The following is an 18,719-nucleotide window of genomic DNA, read 5'->3' as shown; positions in this document are numbered from 1 at the left end:
CGTCAGATGTTGCCCTTGCGGTCCCGTGGACGGGACGATCTCAGTGACTGCCCACGCCAGACAGGCACGGGCAGTCGGACGGCCTCAGGCCGCCGACGGCTTGCGGATCGAGTCCCGCTGCTTCCACACGTCGCGGAAGAACTCGTAGCCCGACCAGATCGTCAGCACGAAGGCGACGAGCAGCAGCGCGATCGCGACGCCGTAGGTGATCTCGCCGGGGACGTCGAGCCAGCCGTCGACCTCGCGCAGCGGCAGGGTCAGGAAGCCGAGGGCGAGGGCCTGGGCGGCAGTCTTCCACTTGCCGCTCTGGGCGGCGGCGATGACGACCGACTTGAGCACCGAGAGGCGCAGCAGGGTGACGGCCCACTCGCGGACCAGGACGACGATCGTGATCGTCCACATCCACCAGGTGTCCATGATGATCGACAGCCCGATGAAGGCCATGCCGGTGATCGCCTTGTCGGCGATCGGGTCGGCGATCTTGCCGAAGTCGGTGACCAGGTTGCGGGCGCGCGCGATGTCGCCGTCGACCTTGTCGGTGACCATGGCGACGAAGAAGATCCCCCAGGCGACCGTGCGCCAGGTGATCGAGTCGCCGCCGTCGTACAGCAGCGCCCAGCCGTAGAAGGGCACCAGCACGATCCGCAGCGTCGTCAGCGCGTTGGGGAGGTTCCAGTTGCTCGGCTTGGCCGCGGCCGGGGTCTGCCCCGTGCTGGTCTCGCTCATCCCTGTCCTCCTGCCGGTTCGGCGATCAGGTCGACGCCATCGGTGGCAACGACGACCGCGGTGACGAGGTCACCCACGCGCGCACCGGGTACGCCGAGCACCCGGGTGGTGCCGTCGACCTCGGGGCCCTGCTGGGCGGCGCGGCCCTCGACCGTGCCGTCGCCGGTCTCGTCGGGGTCGAGCTCCTCGACGAGCACCTCGACGGTGCTGCCGATCCGCTCCTCCGCGCGCTGCGCGGTGAGCTCGGAGACGAGGTCGTTGAGGTGCTGGACGCGGGCGTTGATCTCGTCCTCGTCGAGCTTGCCGTCGAGCTTCTCGGCCTCCGTGCCGTCCTCGTCGGAGTAGCCGAACACGCCGGTGACGTCCATCCGCGCGGCGACCAGGAAGTCACACAGCGTCTGGAACTCCTCCTCAGTCTCCCCCGGGAACCCGACGATCACGTTGGACCGCACGCCGGCCTCGGGCGCGAGCTCGCGCACCTGGTCGAGCAGGCCGAGGAAGCTCTCCGGGTCGCCGAAGCGGCGCATCCGGCGCAGCACCGTGGCGCTGGCGTGCTGGAAGGACAGGTCGAAGTACGGCGCCACGCCGGGCGTCGTCGCGATGGCGCGGACCAGTCCCGGGCGGGTCTCGGCGGGCTGCAGGTAGGAGACCCGGACCCGCTCGATGCCGTCGATCGCGGTCAGCTCGGGCAGCAGCGTCTCGAGCAGGCCGAGGTCGCCGAGGTCCTTGCCGTAGGAGGTGGAGTTCTCCGAGACGAGGAACAGCTCCTTGACGCCCTGGTCGGCCAGCCAGTGGGCCTCCTGCAGCACGTCGGAGGGCCGGCGGCTGACGAACGAGCCGCGGAACATGGGGATCGCGCAGAAGGTGCAACGCCGGTCGCAGCCGCTGGCCAGCTTGAGCGGGGCCATCGGGCCACCGTCGAGGCGGCGCCGGATCGCGGAGCGGCCGGGGATGGCGATGTCGAAGTCGGCGCCGAACCCGGCGGTCTCGGCGGTCTCGACAGCGGCCTGCCGCTCGGCGGGGCTGATCGGCAGCAGCAGCCGCCGGTCGCGCGGGGTGTGCGGGTGCGGCCGCTCACCGGCGAGGATCGAGCGCAGTCGCCCGGAGATGTCCTGGTAGTCGTCGAAGCCCAGCACGGCATCGGCCTCGGGCAACGAGTCGGCGAGCTCCTCGCCGTACCGCTCCGCCAGACAGCCCACCGCCACGACTGCCTGCGGCCGGCCGGTCTCCTTGAGGTCGGCGGCGGCGAGCAGGGTGTCGATCGAGTCCTTCTTGGCCGCGTCGACGAAGCCGCACGTGTTGACCACGACCGTGTCGGCGTCCTCCGGGTCGTCGACGAGCGTGAAGCCGTCCGCGGCGAGGCGGCCGGCCAGCTCCTCGGAGTCGACGTCGTTGCGTGCGCACCCGAGGGTGAGCAGCGCGACCGAGACGGGGTTCGTGGGTGTGCTGGTCATGTCCGGTCGAGGATACCGGCGGACGGGGGCCCGCCGGCATTCCTCGGTCGTGTGATCAGGAGCCGGCGACGGTCTTGGAGGCCTCGGCACCGGTGTCGCCGAGCGCCTGCGGCTTCTTGGCGCCGATGGCGTAGGTCACCGAGCCGTCGGAGCTCCAGATCCGCACCGGCGGGACCACCTTGAGCTCGGAGGTCTGCCCGAAGGCCAGGTTGCCGTCGAAGACGATCTCGCCGGCAGCGTCGCGGATGACCAGCTGGGCTCCCCCGCCGGCCGCGACCAGGGTCAGCTTGACCGGGTCGCCCTTCGCGGCGGCGGCCTTGGAGATGCCGCCGCTCTGGTTGAGGACCGGCGTCTCGCCGACGGCGACGGGCCCGCCCATCACCAGCTTGGCCACCGACCAGATCAGCACCGCACCCATCACCGCGGCGATGAGCACCGACCAGTTGCGGCCGCCGCGGGTGCTGCGGATCGAGCCGCCGGTGCCGGTCGCGAGCTCGGCCTCGAACACGCGGCGCGGGTCGACCGGGGCGTCGGCGTAGGTCTCGTCGTACGACGCCACGAGCGGCCCCGCGTCGATGCCGAGGACCCGGGCCAGGGTGCGCAGGTGGCCACGGGCGTAGAAGTCGCCACCGCAGGGCGCGAAGTCGTCGACCTCGATCGCCTCGATCACGTGGGGACGGATCCGGGTCCGCTCGGAGAGCTGGTCGATCGTGAGGCGCAGCCGGTCGCGGGCCGCGGTCAGCTCGGGGCCGATCACGGGCTGGGCAGCCGGACGCACCGCCAGGTCGTCGAGGACGACCGTGACCGCACCGCTCTCCTCGAGATCGACGGGATGCGGCGCCTCGACGACGGGCGCCCGGACCAGGGTCGGGCGGTCCAGCTCGACCCGCGCGGCGAGCACGGTCGTGCGCTCCGGAGCCGGCGGCTCCTCCTCCACGGCGGCGAACTCGTCGGTGGTCTCGGTGTCCTCGGCGAGGATCACCTCCCCGGTGTCCTCGAAGTCGGCCTCGTCCGAGGTCTCCTCGACCACGTCGTCGCCCGCTCGTCCCGACAGGCCTGCGGCCACCCGGGCCGCGATGCCGCGCCGGGCCTCGGGTGCGACGGGCTCCTCGTCGGCGTACAGGTCGCTCAGCTTGGGCACCGACTCGCTGCGCGACGCGGCGGTCTCGTCGGACAGGCCCGGCACGACCTCGACGACGTCCGCGCGGCCGTCGGCCAGGTCCGCGAGCGCGTCGCTCAGGGAGCCGGACTCGACGCCGACGACGCGCGTCGCCAACGTCAGCGGTACGACGAGCTGCTGGTCGTCGTACCCGTCGACCAGGATGTGCCCGTCCCGGACCAGGCCGCGTCGCGGCAGGTGCTCGAGGCAGTCGATCTCGGGCCAGGCGATTCCACGCCACGTGGCACCGTGCCGCAGTCGTACGCCGTGGTCGTCGGCGACCAGGAGCGGCGCGCGACCGTCGACGAGGGAGGCCACGTGGGCCACGGTCACCAGCGCCAGCACACCGAAGGACAGCCAGTCCAGGGTGCTGCCGCCGCTGAACGCGCGCACCGCGAAGGCGACCGTGAGCAGGGCGGAGAACCCGCCGACGGACGCCGACAGGGCGACGTTGCGGCGGACCTCGATCCGGTGCTCGCCCGGCTTCTCGGTCGGCTGGTCCGTGGTCTCGGTCATCTCGCTCACGCCTCCCCCTGGATGGTCATGATCACGGCATCGATCTCATCGGGCTTGACCAGCACGTCGCGCGCCTTGGACCCCTCGCTGGGTCCGACCACGCCACGGCTCTCGAGGATGTCCATCAGCCGGCCGGCCTTGGCGAAGCCGACGCGGAGCTTGCGCTGCAGCATCGACGTGGAGCCGAACTGCGTGGAGACCACGAGCTCGATCGCCTGGATGACCAGGTCCATGTCGTCGCCGATGTCGTCGTCGAGCACCTTGCTGGACGCCGCCGGCGCGGTGACGTCCTCGCGGTAGCTCGGCTCGAGCTGGCCCTTGCAGTGCTTGACGACCTGCTGGATCTCCGGCTCGCTGACCCACGAGCCCTGCACGCGGATCGGCTTGGAGGCACCCATGGGCAGGAACAGTCCGTCACCCTGGCCGACCAGCTTCTCGGCACCCGGGGTGTCGAGGATGACGCGGCTGTCGGCGAGGCTGGAGGTCGCGAAAGCCAGTCGGGACGGGACGTTCGCCTTGATCAGACCGGTCACGACGTCGACCGACGGGCGCTGCGTCGCGAGCACCAGGTGGATGCCGGCGGCGCGGGCGAGCTGGGTGATCCGGACGATCGAGCTCTCGACGTCGCGCGGGGCGACCATCATCAGGTCGGCGAGCTCGTCGACGATCACCAGCAGGTACGGGTACGGCGTCAGCGTGCGCTCGCTGCCCGGCGGGACCTCGACCTTGCCCTCGCGGACGGCCTTGTTGAAGTCGTTGATGTGCCGGAAGCCGAAGTTGGCGAGGTCGTCGTACCGCATGTCCATCTCGCGGCAGACCCACTCGAGGGCCTCGGCGGCCTTCTTGGGGTTGGTGATGATCGGCGTGATCAGGTGCGGGACGCCCTCGTAGGCGTTCAGCTCGACCCGCTTGGGGTCGACCATGATCATCCGCACCTCGTCGGGCGTGGAGCGCATCAGCACCGAGGTGATCATCGAGTTGATGAAGCTCGACTTGCCGGAGCCGGTGGCACCGGCGACCAGCAGGTGCGGCATCTTCGCGAGGTTCGCGACGACGAAGCCGCCCTCGACGTCCTTGCCGAGGCCCGCGATCAGCGGGTGGTGGTCGGTGCGCGCGACGTTGGAGCGGAGCACGTCGCCGAGGGAGACGATCTCCTTGTCGGTGTTGGGGATCTCGACGCCGACCGCGGACTTGCCGGGGATCGGGCTGAGGATGCGGACGTCCTCCGAGCCGACGGCATAGGAGATGTTGCGCTGGACGCCGAGGATCTTCTCGACCTTGACGCCGGTGCCGAGCTCGATCTCGTAGCGGGTGACCGTCGGACCGCGGGTGTAGCCGATGACCTGCGCGTCGACGTTGAACTCGTCGAGCACGCCCTGCAGGCGCGACACGACGTCGTCGCTTGCCTTGGACCGGGCGCGGTGCGGGTCGCCGGGCTTGAGTGCGGTGGTGTCGGGCAGCGTGTAGACGATGTCGCCGGACAGGGCGAGCTGCTCGACGCGCTGCGGCAGGTCGGCGTGCGGCGGCGGCTCGAGCTCACCGGTCTCGTCGTCAGCGGTCGCGGACTGCGCCAGCCGGCGGGCGATGAGGGCGTTGGAGCCCGCCTCCGGGTCGATCGGCTCGTCGTCGACGAGCGGTACGTCGATGGGCGTGAGCAGCTCCATCGACTCCTCGGTCGGGCTCGGCTCCTCGTCCTTCTTGCGGCGCCGCTTCTTGGGCTCGGCGAGGACCGGGGAGTCGTACGCCGGGTCGCCCATCCGCTCGAAGGTGTCGTCGATGCTGAGCGGCTGCGCGTCGCCGTACTCGTGGTGGCGGCCCAGCAGCAGGTCGCCGATCTCGCGCAGTCGGTCGGGCACGCGGTACAGCGGCGTCGCGGTGATCACGAGGATCCCGAAGAAGGCGAGCAGCGCCAGCAGCGGTACGACGACCGCCGGCGCGCGGAGCAGGTCGAGGAGCAGGGCGGAGACGACGTACCCGACCGCGCCGCCGCCGTCACGCAGCGGCGTGGTGTCGCCCTGCACGGGCTCGGGGCTGCCGTTGGCGATGTGGACGATGCCGAGCAGGCCGAAGGCGAACGCGGTCCAGCCGATGACCTGGCGCCCGGCCGGGCCGTTGCCGACCGGGTCGCGCATGACCCGCCAGCCGGCGGCCAGCACGAGCAGCGGCACGAACCAGCCGATCTTGCCGACCGATCCGGACACCGCGGCGCGGGTGAACTCCATGACGCCACCGGGCACCTCGAACCAGACCGCTCCGGTGATGATCAGCGCGACGGCGACCAGCAGCAGGCCGAAGCCGTCGCGGCGCTGCTCGGGATCGATGTCCCGGGCGCCGTGACCGACGCCGCGGGTGACCGCGCCGATGCCGTGCGCGAAGGCGAGCCACAGGGCGACCACTCCCCTGCCGAGCGCTGTGAAGGCGCGCAGCACAGGACCGGGGCCGGTGCGCACCGCCCGCGGGGCAGGCCGCTTCGCCGCCGACTTCTTGGCCGGCGGTCGCTTCTTGGTGGTCGTACTCCGGGTACGCGAGCTGGCTGTCTTCTTCACGCCCGAGCGGGAGGAAGAGCTGGTCCTGCTGCGCGACGCCGGCGGGGAAGACGTACGGGTCGCCATGACACCAAACCTAGGCGATCGTCCCACCAGTCACAGGGACCACAGGGCGGTGTGTCTCGCGTGGGCCCTGCACCATGACCTGGGCCTCGTCCGGGGCGGCGCCGTCGCGTTGGCGAGCAGTCGTCGTACCCGCGCGGCGTGAACGTCGCCGAGCTCGGCGAGCTCACCGCGCGGTCCGGGACCAGGCGGTCGTGGCGGGCGAGTTCGCCCGCCACGCGGGCGAGGCAGCGCCCGAAGTTCCTGCGGCCCACCGGCCCACCTGACGCAGAGTTTGCTCTGAACCTCTGGACCGTCCGCATTCCTGCCCCCTAGGGTGCCGGGAACGTGCTCGGGAGCCGGCACCCCCTAGGCCTGTCGAGGGCACGTTCTATCTCGAGGAGAACATCGTGAGACTCAACCTTCCTGACGCCCTGAGGAAGGGCGTCGGACTCTCTCTCGTCGGGGCGGCCCTCGTGGTCATCCCGTCGACAGCGACGGTGGCAGCGCCGAAGGACCCGTCCGTCGTGCAGCAGATGCGCGGCGAGGCCAGCGGCAACGTCGCGGTGACGACTTCGCCGGCCACCGACAAGGTCAGCTTCATCAGCGCGACCGGCGACCTGTACCCGTCCGAGCAGTCGGGCAAGTCCCGCAGTGGGGCCGAGGCCAAGGCCAGCGGGTACGTCGACAAGTACGCCCGCGCGTTCGGTGCGACCGCCGCCCAGCTGCAGCAGACCGCCACCACCCAGACGCCCGCCGGCTTCACCGTCGACTTCGGGCAGTCCTACCAGGGCGTGCCGGTGTTCGGCGCGAAGCTGCGCGCGCACGTCGACGCGCAGGGCGACCTGACGTCGGTGACCGGGTACGTCGTACCGAAGGTCGACGTCGACGTGACGCCGCACCTCGACAAGGACGCAGCGGTCGCCAAGGCGATCAAGCTCGCCGCCGACGCACCGGCCGGCCAGGGCGACGCCGCGACGAAGAAGCCGAAGGCGAGCGACCTGAGTGCCACCAAGGCGGACCTGATGGTCTACCGGATGGGCGCGATCCAGGGCGTCGAGGGCCGCAACCTGCTGGCCTGGGTCGTCGAGGTCACCGACGGAAAGCAGGTACGCGAGACCTCCGTGCTCGACGCGACCACCGGCAAGCCGGTCAACCGCTACACGATGATCGCGCACGCTCTCGACCGTGAGCTGCACGAGACCTCGGTCGACGCTCCGATCGTGTGGAAGGAGGGCGACGCCTTCCCCGGCACGCTGGACCCCGACCAGAAGAGCGAGGTCCAGGGCACCGGCGAGGCGTACTGGTTCTTCAAGAACTCGTTCGGCCGCGACTCCTGGGACGGCGCGGGCGGCAAGATGATCACGGTCAACAACGACCCTGACATCGCCTGCCCGAACGCCAACTGGAACGGCACCTCCACCAACTACTGCTCCGGCGTCTCCTCCGACGACACCGTGGCCCACGAGTGGGGGCACGCCTACACCGAGAAGACCTCCGGCCTGCTCTACCAGTGGCAGCCCGGCGCGATGAACGAGGCCTACTCGGACATCTGGGGCGAGACGGTCGACATGCTCAACGGCCGGTTCAACGCACCGGACGAGGAGACGCACCGCACCGACGGCAAGTGCTCCGAGGGCACCCGCGGCGCCATCGGCGTCGTGGTGACCCCGCTGAACGAGGTCGGCGACTGCACCGCAGCCGCTGCGGCCTTCGGCCCGATCATCGACGGCCAGACCGGCCCGCTCGTCGTCGGGACCGACGCGGTCGAGGAGGACGGTGGCGAGGTGGTCGGCACCGACACCGACGGCTGCTCCCCGTTCGACAACGCGGCCGCCATCGCCGGCAAGTTCGTGTACGTCGACCGCGGGCTGTGCGCCTTCGCCGACAAGATCGCGAACGCCGAGGACGCCGACGCGACCGGCATCATCTTCGGCAACAACCGCCCCGGCGTGCAGTCGGTGGCCGGCTTCTCCGACCTGGTCGGCGCCATGGTCAGCCAGGCCGACGGCACCAAGATCAAGGCCGCGGCCGGTCCGCTGACGATCACGCTGACCGACGCCGAGCCTCCCGGCTCGCGCGACTCGAGCTTCCGGTGGCTGTCCGGTGAGGATGACCCGGCCTTCGGCGGCGCGATCCGCGACATGTGGAACCCGACCTGCTACGGCGACCCGGGCAAGGTGTCGGACGAGGAGTACTTCTGCGACACCGACGACAGCGGTGGCGTGCACACCAACTCCGGCGTGGTCAACCACACCTACGCGCTGCTCGTGGACGGTGGCACCTACAACGGGCAGACCATCGGCGCGCTGGGCCTCGACAAGGCGGCGCACATCTTCTGGCACACGCAGACGAACTACCTGACGTCGACGTCGGGCTTCGCCGAGCTTGCCGACGGCCTGGAGCAGTCCTGCGCCGACCTGACCGGCAACACCACGCTGAAGAAGCTGACCCTGGGCGACAGCGGCCCGAACCTCGAGGGCGGCAGCGCCGACGACGCGGGCGTCCTCGACACGCCGATCAACGCCACCGACTGCGCGAACGTGGCGAAGGCGGCCCAGGCCACCGAGCTGCGCACGGAGCCGGTGCAGTGCAACTTCAAGCCGATGTTCCACCGCGGCACGGTCAGCTGTGGTTCCGACACGGTGACCAAGACGTTGTGGTCCGAAGGCTTCGAGTCGGGCATCCCGGCCGCCTGGGCCGAGGACGTCGTGGCACCCGGCTCGCACTTCCCGTCGAAGGTCGTCACCACCCTTCCCGAGGTCTCGAAGGGCGGCGTCCAGCACAAGGGCGGCTCGGCCGTCCTGTACTTCGACGACAAGGGCGACGACGGCAACTTCGGCACCTGCAAGGTCGGCAACCCGAACGACTACTCCTCGCGGGTGAGCCGGACCACGCCGACCCTGACCGTCCCCGAGGGCGCACTCCCCCGGTTCTCGTTCGACCACTACGTGGCGTCCGAGGTCGGGTTCGACGGCGGCAACGTCAAGGTCAGCGTCAACGGCTCGCCGTACGACCTGGTGCCGGCCAACGCCTGGCTCTACAACGCGCCCGGCGGCGAGCTCGAGACCGCGGCGGGCGGCAACACCAACCCGATGGCGGGCGAGGAGGCGTTCACCGGCTCCGACGGTGGCGTCCCGACCGGCGCCTGGGGCACCTCGATCGTCGACCTGTCGATGATCAGCCGTCCCGGCGACACCGTGCAGTTCCGGTTCGACTTCGGCATGGATGGCTGCAACGGCAACAACGGCTGGTACATCGACAACGTGGAGCTCAGCGTCTGCACCGCGCCCGTCGTGAACCCGCCGGCTCCCGGCACCGCGACCGTTGCCCCGAAGGCGAGCGCCAAGAAGGGCACTGTCACGATCAGCATCGCCACCGCCGGTGGTGTCCCGCTGGCCGGCCCGGTGACCGTCACGATCAAGGGCAAGCAGTACACCGGGACCGTGGTCAACGGCGTGCTGACGATCAAGGCCAAGAAGCAGCTCCGCAAGCTGTGGAAGCAGGGCGTGCGCAAGGTCAAGGCGACCGTGAGCTACCCCGGTGACGCCAAGATCGCCGCCTTCACCGCGACGGTGACGATCAAGCTGAAGGGCAAGCAGTAGCCGACAGCGACACACAGGTCCGGCGTCCGTCCGGCGGGTACTCCCCGCTGGGCGGGCGCCGGTTTCGTACGCTCGCCCTTCCACCCCTCGCTCCTGCTCGGAGGATCGTCATGCACCCCAGCCGTCCCCGCCGTCTGGCCACCCGTCTCGCCGTCGTCGCCACCACGGTGACCGCACTGCTCGCCACCAGCGCGCCCGGCGCCCAGGCAGCGGTGCGCGATCACGACATGGTCAGCCGTGCCGACGTCCTGAAGGTGTTCCCCCAGCTCAGGCACAACAACAACCTCGCGACGTCGGCGTGGAAGGAGAAGGTGCTGCGCTACCCGAACCCGGAGGCCTGCTCGACGCCGGCGGAGGCGCAGGGCAGATCAGGTCGCGAGTTCGGCACCGGGTACGGCATGGCTGAGGAGCCGCGCACGTTCAACGCGTACCTCGTCCAGTTCGGTCAGGCCCAGCAGGCCAGGCTGATCCTCCGCAGCGCCAAGGCCCACGTCACCGCCTGCGCCCAGTACTGGGCCGGCGTCAACTCCACGGTCCGTCCGGCGAAGGTGCCGCGGGTCGGCGACCAGCGGGTCGCCTTCCGCACGGTCAAGTACTTCCAGGACGGCCCCCAGGAGGTCACGACCGTCGTGGTGCGCGACGGCAAGCGGGTGCTGATCATGACCGTCATGGAGCCGGGCACCGTCAAGGCACGCAAGCTCGCACAGATCTCGCGGATCGCAGCCCGCAAGATGGGCTGAGCCCGGCGAGGTCTCAGGCCCGGCGCTGCGCGCCTTGCTTGCTCCCTAGGCCTCGACGACCACCGGTATGATCATCGGACGGCGCTTGTGGGTGTTGCTCACCCAACGGCCGATGGTCCGGCGGATCACCTGCTGCAGCTGGTAGGTGTCGGTGCTGCCCTCGGTCAGCGACCGGTTGACCGCGTCGATGATCGGCTGCTTGACCGAGTCGAAGTCGGAGTCGGCCCAGGCGTGGCCGCGGGCATGGATCTCGGGGCCGGCGGAGACCTTGCCGGCGACGGAGTCGACGACCACGATCACCGAGACGAAGCCCTCCTCGCCGAGGATCCTGCGGTCCTTGAGCTCGGACTCGGTGACGTCGCCGACCGACTGGCCGTCGACGAACACGTAGCCGCACTCGACCTTGCCGACCACGGAGGCCACGCCGTCGACGAGGTCGACCACGACGCCGTCCTCGGCGTACACGACGTTCTCGACGCCGGTGGCCTTGGCCAGCTCGCCGTTGGCGAGCATGTGCCGGACCTCGCCGTGGACGGGCAGCACGTTCTTCGGCTTGACGATGTTGTAGCAGTAGAGCAGCTCACCGGCGCTGGCGTGGCCGCTGACGTGGACCAGGGCGTTGCCCTTGTGGACGACGTTGGCGCCGAGGCGGGACAGTCCGTTGATCACCCGGTAGACGGCGTTCTCGTTGCCGGGGATCAGGCTCGAGGCGAGGACGACGGTGTCGCCCTCCTCGAGGTGCACGAAGTTGTGGCTGCGCTGCGCGATCCGGGCCAGGGCACTGAGCGGCTCACCCTGCGAACCGGTCGAGATGAGCACCTGTCGGTCGGGCGCGAGATCGGCGAGCTCCTTGGCGTCGACCATGACGCCCGGCGGGACGTGGAGGTAGCCGAGGTCGCGGGCGATCGCCATGTTGCGGACCATCGAGCGGCCGACGTAGGCGACCTTGCGGTTGTGCTTCACCGCGGTGTCGAGGACCTGCTGGACGCGATGGACGTGGGAGGCGAAGCAGGCGACGATGATCCGCTGCTTCGACTCGGCGAAGGCCTGCTCCAGCACCGGCGTGATCTTGCGCTCGGCCGTGGTGAAGCCGGGGACGTCGGCGTTGGTGGAGTCGGTGAGGAAGAGGTCGACGCCCTCCTCACCCAGCCGGGCGAACGCCCGCAGGTCGGTGATCCGGCCGTCGAGTGGCAGCTGGTCCATCTTGAAGTCGCCGGTGTGGAGCACCATGCCGGCGCCCGTGCGGATCGCGACCGCGAGCGCGTCGGGGATCGAGTGGTTGACCGCGACGAACTCCAGGTCGAAGGGGCCGAACGAGATCCGGTCGCCCTCCTTGACCGTGTGGAACGGCGTGTTGCGCAGCCGGTGCTCGCGCAGCTTGGAGTTGAGCAGCGCGAGCGTCAGCTGCGAGCCGACGAGCGGGATGTCCGGCCGCTCGCGCAGGAGGTACGGCGTCGCGCCGATGTGGTCCTCGTGCCCGTGGGTGAGGACGAGCGCCTCGACGGCGTCGAGCCGGTCCCGGATCGCCGCGAAGTCGGGGAGGATCAGGTCGACGCCCGGGTGGTGGTCGTCGGGGAAGAGCACGCCGCAGTCGACGATGAGCAGCCGGCCGTCGTACTCGAAGACGGTCATGTTGCGGCCGACCTCGCCGAGGCCGCCCAGCGGGATGACGCGCAGGCCGCCCTTGGGGAGCTTCGGCGGGGCGGAGAGCTCGGGGTGCGGGTGGCTCATCAGAGCAGGCCCGCCGCGGCGAGGCCGGCACGGAGGTCGGCGACCTCCGCGTCGTCGAGCGCCATCAGTGGCGCTCGCACCGTGCGGTTGGACAGGACCCCGAGCAGCTCGAGTGCCGCCTTGGCGGTGGTCGCGCCGTAGTTGGGCACGCCCATGATCGCCTCGAAGGCGGGTATCAGGCCGGTGTGGATGCGCAGCGCCTCGGCGTGGTCACCGGCGAGGAAGGTGTCGATCATGGTGCGCAGCTGGGTGCCGGCGACGTGGCCGACGACCGAGACCAGGCCGGTGGCGCCGTAGGCGAGGTAGCCGAGGGTGTTGACGTCGTCGCCGGAGTAGACGGCGTAGCCGAGGTCGACCAGCTGGGCGGTCCGCGAGATGTCGCCGGTCGCCTCCTTGATCGCGACGACGGTCTCCCAGTCCGACGCGGCGGCGTAGGTCTCGAGCGCGATCTTGGTGCCGGTGCGGCCCGGGACGTCGTAGAGCATGACGGGTACGGCGGTCGCGTCGACGACCTGGCGGAAGTGGTTGAGCACACCGGGCTGGCTGGGCTTGTTGTAGTAGGGCGTGACGAGCAGCAGCCCGTCGGCGCCGACCTTCTCGGCCTGCTTCGCGAGCTCGACGGAGTGGCGGGTGTCGTTGGTGCCGACACCGGCGACGACCTTGGCCCGGTCGCCGACCGCGTCCTTGACCGCGGCGAGGGTCTCGCCGTCCTCGGCGCCCGTGGTGGTCGGGGACTCGCCGGTCGTGCCCGACACGACGATGCCGTCGTTGCCGTTGTCGACCAGGTGCTTGGCGACCTTCTGCACCCCGTCCAGGTCGACCGAGCCGTCCTCGAGGAACGGCGTGACCATCGCGGTCAGCATGGTGCCGAAGGGTGCAGAAGTCATGGGTCAAGGCTATCGTCCCCGGCCGGTTTCCCTCACGTTGCCGTCGTCCCGCCGCTGTCGGTGGCCGGTGGCAGGGTCGGGAACATGACCGAACCCGTGCTCTTCCTCAGCGGCTCCGGCCTGCCCGCCTGGATCTGGGACGACGTCCGCGCCGGCCTCGGCGAGTCGGCCGTCGCACCCCGTCCGGACTCCCCCGACGCCGGACCGGTGGAGTACGCCGCCGCGGCGCTCGCCGCGGTCGACTGGCCGCGGTTCACCGTGGTGGCGCACTCGGTCGGCGGGGTCGTGGCGCAGGCGCTGCTGGCCGGCGCGCCGGACCGGGTGGCCGGCGTCCTCGGAGTGGCCGCCGTGTGGCCGGTGCCCGGCCGCTCGTTCACGGGCGCGCTGCCCGCTCCCCAGCGCTGGCTGCTGCCCGTGATCCTGCGGCTCGCCGGCACCCGGCCACCGGAGAAGCAGCTGCGCGCCGGGCTGGGCGCGGGCCTGCCCAGCGCGACCGTCGATCGGCTGGTCGCGGACTTCACGCCCGAGGCGCGCCCGTTGTTCGTGACGGCGGCGCCCCGCGGCGGCGAGCCCGCGCGGGCTGGCTACGTGCACACCACCGCCGACCGCGACGTGCCGCCGGCGCTCCAGCGCAGCAGCGCCGCGGCCCTCGGCGGCGACTTCCGCCGCGAGCTGGCGACCGGCCACCTGCCGATGCTCGCCGATCCCGCGGGCCTGCTCGCCGCGGTCACCGACTTCACACGTGCGGCATGACCTCCGCCGCGACCAGCCGCAGGTGGTCGAGGTCCGTGAGGTCGAGGACCTGGAGGTAGATCCGCTGGGCGCCCAGGTCGCCGTACCGGCGGATCTTGTCGACCACCTCGTCGGGCGTTCCGGCCAGACCGTTCTCGCGCAGCTCGTCGACCTCGCGGCCGATGGCGGCGGCCCGCCGAGCGATGGTCGCCTCGTCCTCGCCGACGCAGAGGACCAGCGCGTTGGACCACGTGATCGAGTCCGGGTCGCGGCCGATCTCCTCGGCGGCGCGGCGGACCCGGCCGAACTGGACGGCGGTGAATTCCTCGTCGACGAAGGGCAGGTTGAACTCGTCGGCGTACGCCGCGGCCAGGGCCGGCGTCTTGTGGGCGCCCTTGCCGCCGATGAGCAGCGGTACGCCGCCGCGCAGGCCGTTCGACTGAACCGGCTTCGGCAGCGCCGGGCTGTCCTTGAGCTGGTAGTGCCGGCCGTCGAAGGCGTACAGCTCGCCGACCGGCGTCGACCACAGACCGGTGATCAGCTCGAGCTGCTCGGCGTACCGCTCGAAGCGCTCGCGGGTGTCGGGGAACGGGATGCCGTAGGCGGTGTGCTCCTGGGTGAACCAGCCGGCGCCGATGCCGAGCTCGACCCGGCCGCCGCTCATCTGGTCGACCTGCGCGACCTGGACGGCGAGCACGCCGGGGTACCGGAAGGTGGCGCTGGTCATCATCGTGCCGAGCCGGATGGTGCTCGTGTCACGGGCCAGACCGGCGAGCGTGGTCCACGCGTCGGTCGAGCCGGGCAGCCCGTCGCCGCTCATGTGCAGGTAGTGGTCGCTGCGGAAGAAGGCGCCGAAGCCGAGCCTCTCGGCCTCGAGGGCGACGGCCAGCAGGTCGTCGTACGTCGCACCCTGCTGCGGTTCGGTGAAGACACGGAGCTCCATGGCTCCTACCCTGCCAGTCGCGTGGTCAGCCGCGTGGTCAGGAGCCGCCGCAGGCGAAGACCCGCTCCCACCACACGATGGTGAACCCGTCGCGTGGCTCGCGGCGCACCTCGGCCCAGCGCTTCGGGCTGAACTCGGGGTAGTGCGTGTCGCCCTCGGGCGACATCGGGATCTCGGAGATGACCTGCTCGTCGGCGTACGGCATCGCGGCGGCGTAGACCGCCGCTCCCCCGCCGATCATCACCTGGCGGTCGTCCGGCTGGCCCTCGAGGATCCGGTCGGCGAGCGCGAGGGCGTCGATGATCGAGTGGGCGACCTCGACCCCCTCGGCGGCGTAGTCGGGGTCGCGGGTCAGCACGACGGTGGTGCGGCCCGGCAGCGGGCGGCCGATGCCCTCGTGGGTGGTCCGGCCCAGGATCAGCACGTGGCCCGTCGTGGTGGCCTTGAAGTGCTGGAAGTCCTCGGAGATCTTCCACGGGATGTCGGCGTCGGCGCCGATGACACCGTTCTCGGCGACGGCGGCCACCATCGTGACCCGCCGTCCGGCAGGAGTGCTCATACGGCGATCGGCGCCCTGATCGCGGGGTGCGGGTCGTAGCCCTCGACCGTGATGTCCTCGAGCTCGAAGGCGTCGATCTCGGTCACGGCGGGGTTGAGGACCAGCGTGGGCAGCGGCCGCGGATCGCGGGTGAGCTGGAGCCGGGCCTGCTCGAGGTGGTTGGAGTAGAGGTGCGCGTCGCCGAGCGTGTGCACGAAGTCGCCGACGCCGAGGCCGGCGACCTGGGCGACCATGTGGGTGAGCAGGGCGTACGACGCGATGTTGAACGGCACGCCGAGGAAGACGTCGGCCGAGCGCTGGTAGAGCTGGCAGCTCAGCCGGCCGTCGGCGACGTAGAACTGGAACAGGCTGTGGCACGGCGGCAGCGCCATGTCGTCGACCTGGCTCGGGTTCCACGCCGAGACGATGTGGCGGCGGCTGTCGGGGTTGGCTCGGACCTGGTCGATGACCTGGGCGAGCTGGTCGATGTGGCCGCCGTCGGGGGTGGGCCACGAGCGCCACTGGGCGCCGTACACGGGGCCGAGGTCGCCGTTCTCGTCGGCCCACTCGTCCCAGATCGTGATGCCGCGCTCCTGCAGCCAGCGCACGTTGGTGTCGCCGCGCAGGAACCAGAGCAGCTCGCCGAAGACCGACCGGGTGTGGATCTTCTTGGTGGTCACCAGCGGGAAGCCCTCGGTGAGGTCGAAGCGCATCTGGTGACCGAACACGCTCAGCGTGCCGGTGCCGGTGCGATCGCCCTTCTCGGCGCCCTCGTCGAGGATCCGCTGGACGAGGTCGAGGTACGCGCGCACGGCTTCAGGCTAGTCGGCGGGCGGTCGTCACAGCGCGACCGTCCCGTGGATGGTCGTCAGGGTGTCGCCGCCGATCCAGATGGTGCCGGCGTCATCGGTGTCGACGTGGATCCGGCCGCGGCGGCCGATCACGGTGCCCTGCGAGGCGACGTACGACGGCGGGAGGGTGCCGTCGGCGGTCAGCCACTGCGCGAGCGAGGCGTTGAGCGACCCGGTGACCGGATCCTCGGCGATGCCCGCCGCGTGCGGCGCGAACGCCCGCACCTCGACCGCGCACTCCGCTCCGTCGGGGTACGGCCCGACGACCCCGACGTCGACCGGCAGCCGGCCGTGGTCGGGCCTCAGGGCGAGGACCTGCTCGGCCGAGGCGAGCCGGACGCCGACCCAGCCCGGGCCGTTGTCGGCCCAGGCGATGTCGAGGACGTCCGCCCGGTCGATGCCGAGCGCGGCGGCGATCTCGTCGGCGAGGGCGTCCTCGACCGGTCCGGAGCGGAGCAGGTCGGGAGCCGCGAACGCGAGTCGACCACGGGTGCGGCGCAGCTCGACGAGCCCGACGCCGCACTGCTGCACGATCCGGTCCCCCGCCGGCGCGCCGCCCTGCTCGAGCCACGCGTGCGCCGAGCCCAGGGTCGGGTGGCCGGCGAACGGCAGCTCGGTCTCGGTCGTGAAGATCCGCAGCCGGTAGTCGGCGCCCGGCTCGGTCGGCTCCAGCAGGAAGGTCGTCTCGCTGAGGTTGGTCCAACGGGCGAAGCGCTGCATCTCCTCCTCGCTCATCCCGTCGGCGCCGTGCACCACCGCGACCGGGTTGCCGAGCAGCGGCTCGGCCGTGAAGACGTCGACCTGCCGGAAGGCGCGGGTCGTCGTACTTGCGCTCATGCGGACAGCGACATCGGTCCGTAGACCTCGCGGTCGACCTCGAAGAGGGTCACGTGCGTGACACCCAGGTCGGCGAGCGCGGACCAGGTCTCCCCGATCCACGACTCGGCGTCGCCCTGGTTGGGGAACGCGACGTCGGCGTACTCCGTCGCCTCAGCGCCGCTCAGCGTCACCTCGGCACCCGTGGCGTCCTCGAGGCGCCAGTGCCACGGGTTCTCGGCCGGGGCGGAGGGGCGGTACGGCGCGGGCTGCTCGGGAAGGCTCATGTCAGGACTCTCGCACGGAGGGCTGGACGAACGGCGGCTTGGTGATCTGGAAGACCTCGGGCCGGCCGCGTACGTCGACCATCACCTCGGCCCCGTCGTCGACCACCGTCGAGACGAGCGCGAGGGCGATGCCCTTCTTCATGGTCGGCGAGAAGGTGCCGGAGGTGACCTCGCCGAGCGGGACGTCGCGCAGCAGCCGCACGCTCATGTGCGGGCGCGGGATCGCGCGGCCGGTCGAGACCAGGCCGACCAGCTTGCGGCGCGGGCCCTCCTCGCGCTCGGCGAGCAGCTTGTCGCGGCCCCAGAACGCGGGCTTCTTCCAGCCGACCGCCCACCCGAGGCGGGCCTCGTTGGGGGTGATGTCCGGGGAGATATCCTGGCCGTGGAGCGGGTATCCCATCTCGGTGCGCAGGGTGTCGCGGGCGCCGAGGCCAGCCGGCACGAGGCCGTACGGCTCGCCGGCCTTCATCAGCGCGTCCCACAGGGCCGGGGCGACCTCGGACGGCGCGATCAGCTCGTAGCCGCGCTCGCCGGTGTAGCCGGTGCGGCACACGACGACCTCGGCGCCCTCGAACGGCGCCTCGACGAAGGTCAGGTAGTCGTGGCCGACCGGAAGTCCGACGCCTGCGACGACCTCGTCGGACGTCGTGCCCTGGACCGCGAGGACGACGTAGTCGCGGTGGTGGTCGAGCACCTCGATGCCCTCGGGCGCGGCCTCGACCAGCCGGCGGCGTACCTCGTCGTTGTTGGCGGCGTTCGGCACGACGAGCACGTGGTCGTCGTCACGGTAGTAGGTGAAGACGTCGTCGACGATCCCGCCGGTCGCGTCGTCGACGACGAGGCTGTACTGCGCCTTGCCGGGACCGATCCGGTGCAGGTCGTTGGTGAGCGTGGCGTTGAGGAACTCGACCGCGCCCGGGCCGCGGACCACGAGCTTGCCGAGGTGGCTGACATCGAAGATGCCGACGCCGCTGCGGACCGCGGCGTGCTCCTTGACGACGCCGGTCGGGTACTCCAGCGGCATCAGCCAGCCGCCGAACTCCGAGAACTTGGCGCCGAGCGCCTCGTGCCGGTCGTGCAGCGGGCTGGTCAGCGGGGACGGGGTCGCGTCGGCCATGGTCCGGAATCTATGGCATGAGGTGGCGT

Annotated in this window: 15 protein-coding genes; 3 read left to right on the top strand and 12 right to left on the bottom strand. The window is 71.1% G+C overall.

Annotated elements, in window-relative coordinates; translation table 11 throughout:
* Positions 1-84: 84 nt before the first annotated feature.
* Genes pgsA through ACZYRU_RS12865 form a run of 4 tightly spaced genes read right to left on the bottom strand, consistent with a single transcriptional unit; the run spans position 85 to position 6,467 of the window.
* A complete protein-coding gene (gene pgsA / locus ACZYRU_RS12880; RefSeq protein ID WP_488957488.1) occupies positions 85-726 on the bottom strand; it encodes a CDP-diacylglycerol--glycerol-3-phosphate 3-phosphatidyltransferase in 642 nt (213 codons plus the stop codon).
* Positions 723-2,180 (bottom strand): 30S ribosomal protein S12 methylthiotransferase RimO, encoded by a 1,458-nt coding sequence (gene rimO / locus ACZYRU_RS12875; protein ID WP_488957487.1) that lies wholly within the window; start codon positions 2,178-2,180, stop codon positions 723-725. Before rimO ends, pgsA begins: the two co-directional genes overlap by 4 nt.
* A 55-nt stretch (positions 2,181-2,235) precedes the next feature.
* Positions 2,236-3,855 carry a helix-turn-helix domain-containing protein gene (locus ACZYRU_RS12870; RefSeq protein WP_488958077.1) on the bottom strand — a complete coding sequence of 540 codons (1,620 nt, stop codon included), beginning with the start codon at positions 3,853-3,855 and terminating at the stop codon, positions 2,236-2,238.
* A 5-nt stretch (positions 3,856-3,860) separates the two neighbouring features.
* Positions 3,861-6,467: an FtsK/SpoIIIE family DNA translocase gene (locus ACZYRU_RS12865; RefSeq protein WP_488957486.1), complete on the bottom strand. Its 2,607-nt coding sequence runs from the start codon at positions 6,465-6,467 to the stop codon at positions 3,861-3,863.
* Positions 6,468-6,853: 386 nt separating this feature from the next.
* Here ACZYRU_RS12865 and ACZYRU_RS12860 point away from each other — a divergent pair, with 386 nt between their 5' ends.
* Positions 6,854-10,048: a M4 family metallopeptidase gene (locus ACZYRU_RS12860; RefSeq protein ID WP_488957485.1), complete on the top strand. Its 3,195-nt coding sequence runs from the start codon at positions 6,854-6,856 to the stop codon at positions 10,046-10,048.
* 110 nt (positions 10,049-10,158) lie between these two features.
* Positions 10,159-10,788, top strand: coding sequence for a hypothetical protein (locus tag ACZYRU_RS12855; protein WP_488957484.1), 630 nt, complete (start codon positions 10,159-10,161; stop codon positions 10,786-10,788).
* Between the two features lie 45 nt (positions 10,789-10,833).
* Here ACZYRU_RS12855 and ACZYRU_RS12850 read toward each other — a convergent pair whose 3' ends face one another.
* Together ACZYRU_RS12850 and dapA are read right to left on the bottom strand one after the other, a co-directional pair.
* Positions 10,834-12,519, bottom strand: a complete 1,686-nt coding sequence (locus tag ACZYRU_RS12850; RefSeq protein ID WP_488957483.1) for a ribonuclease J — start codon at positions 12,517-12,519, stop codon at positions 10,834-10,836.
* Positions 12,519-13,406, bottom strand: a complete 888-nt coding sequence (gene dapA / locus ACZYRU_RS12845; protein WP_488957482.1) for a 4-hydroxy-tetrahydrodipicolinate synthase — start codon at positions 13,404-13,406, stop codon at positions 12,519-12,521. The genes ACZYRU_RS12850 and dapA overlap by 1 nt, the downstream gene beginning before the upstream one ends.
* Positions 13,407-13,490: 84 nt before the next feature.
* On the opposite strand from dapA, the gene ACZYRU_RS12840 reads away from it, so the two are divergent.
* On the top strand, positions 13,491-14,159 hold the full coding sequence (locus ACZYRU_RS12840; protein ID WP_488957481.1) for an alpha/beta fold hydrolase: 669 nt from the start codon (positions 13,491-13,493) through the stop codon (positions 14,157-14,159).
* Here ACZYRU_RS12840 and ACZYRU_RS12835 read toward each other — a convergent pair.
* The 6 genes from ACZYRU_RS12835 to gcvT are packed head-to-tail and all read right to left on the bottom strand — an operon-like array spanning position 14,143 to position 18,690.
* The gene (locus ACZYRU_RS12835) at positions 14,143-15,081 is read right to left on the bottom strand and encodes an LLM class F420-dependent oxidoreductase (RefSeq protein WP_488957480.1); all 939 of its coding nucleotides are present in this window, start codon (positions 15,079-15,081) and stop codon (positions 14,143-14,145) included. The two genes, ACZYRU_RS12840 and ACZYRU_RS12835, sit on opposite strands and share 17 nt — an antisense overlap.
* A gap of 37 nt (positions 15,082-15,118) precedes the next feature.
* Positions 15,119-15,640 (bottom strand): dihydrofolate reductase, encoded by a 522-nt coding sequence (locus ACZYRU_RS12830; RefSeq protein WP_488957479.1) that lies wholly within the window; start codon positions 15,638-15,640, stop codon positions 15,119-15,121.
* Positions 15,637-16,431, bottom strand: coding sequence for a thymidylate synthase (locus ACZYRU_RS12825; protein ID WP_488957478.1), 795 nt, complete (start codon positions 16,429-16,431; stop codon positions 15,637-15,639). The genes ACZYRU_RS12830 and ACZYRU_RS12825 overlap by 4 nt, the downstream gene beginning before the upstream one ends.
* Before the next feature lie 27 nt (positions 16,432-16,458).
* Entirely contained in the window at positions 16,459-17,307 is an 849-nt protein-coding gene (locus ACZYRU_RS12820) for a PhzF family phenazine biosynthesis protein (protein ID WP_488957477.1), read from the bottom strand.
* Complete coding sequence (locus ACZYRU_RS12815; RefSeq protein ID WP_488957476.1) at positions 17,304-17,573, bottom strand: hypothetical protein; 270 nt, start codon at positions 17,571-17,573, stop codon at positions 17,304-17,306. The genes ACZYRU_RS12820 and ACZYRU_RS12815 overlap by 4 nt, the downstream gene beginning before the upstream one ends.
* Before the next feature lies 1 nt (position 17,574).
* On the bottom strand, positions 17,575-18,690 hold the full coding sequence (gene gcvT, locus ACZYRU_RS12810; protein WP_488957475.1) for a glycine cleavage system aminomethyltransferase GcvT: 1,116 nt from the start codon (positions 18,688-18,690) through the stop codon (positions 17,575-17,577).
* Positions 18,691-18,719 lie beyond the last annotated feature (29 nt).

The sequence above is a fragment of the Nocardioides sp. F233 genome (assembly GCF_057813895.1).
The sequence above is the reverse complement of the archived record's forward strand: the minus strand, read 5'-3'. Positions and strand labels throughout refer to the sequence as shown.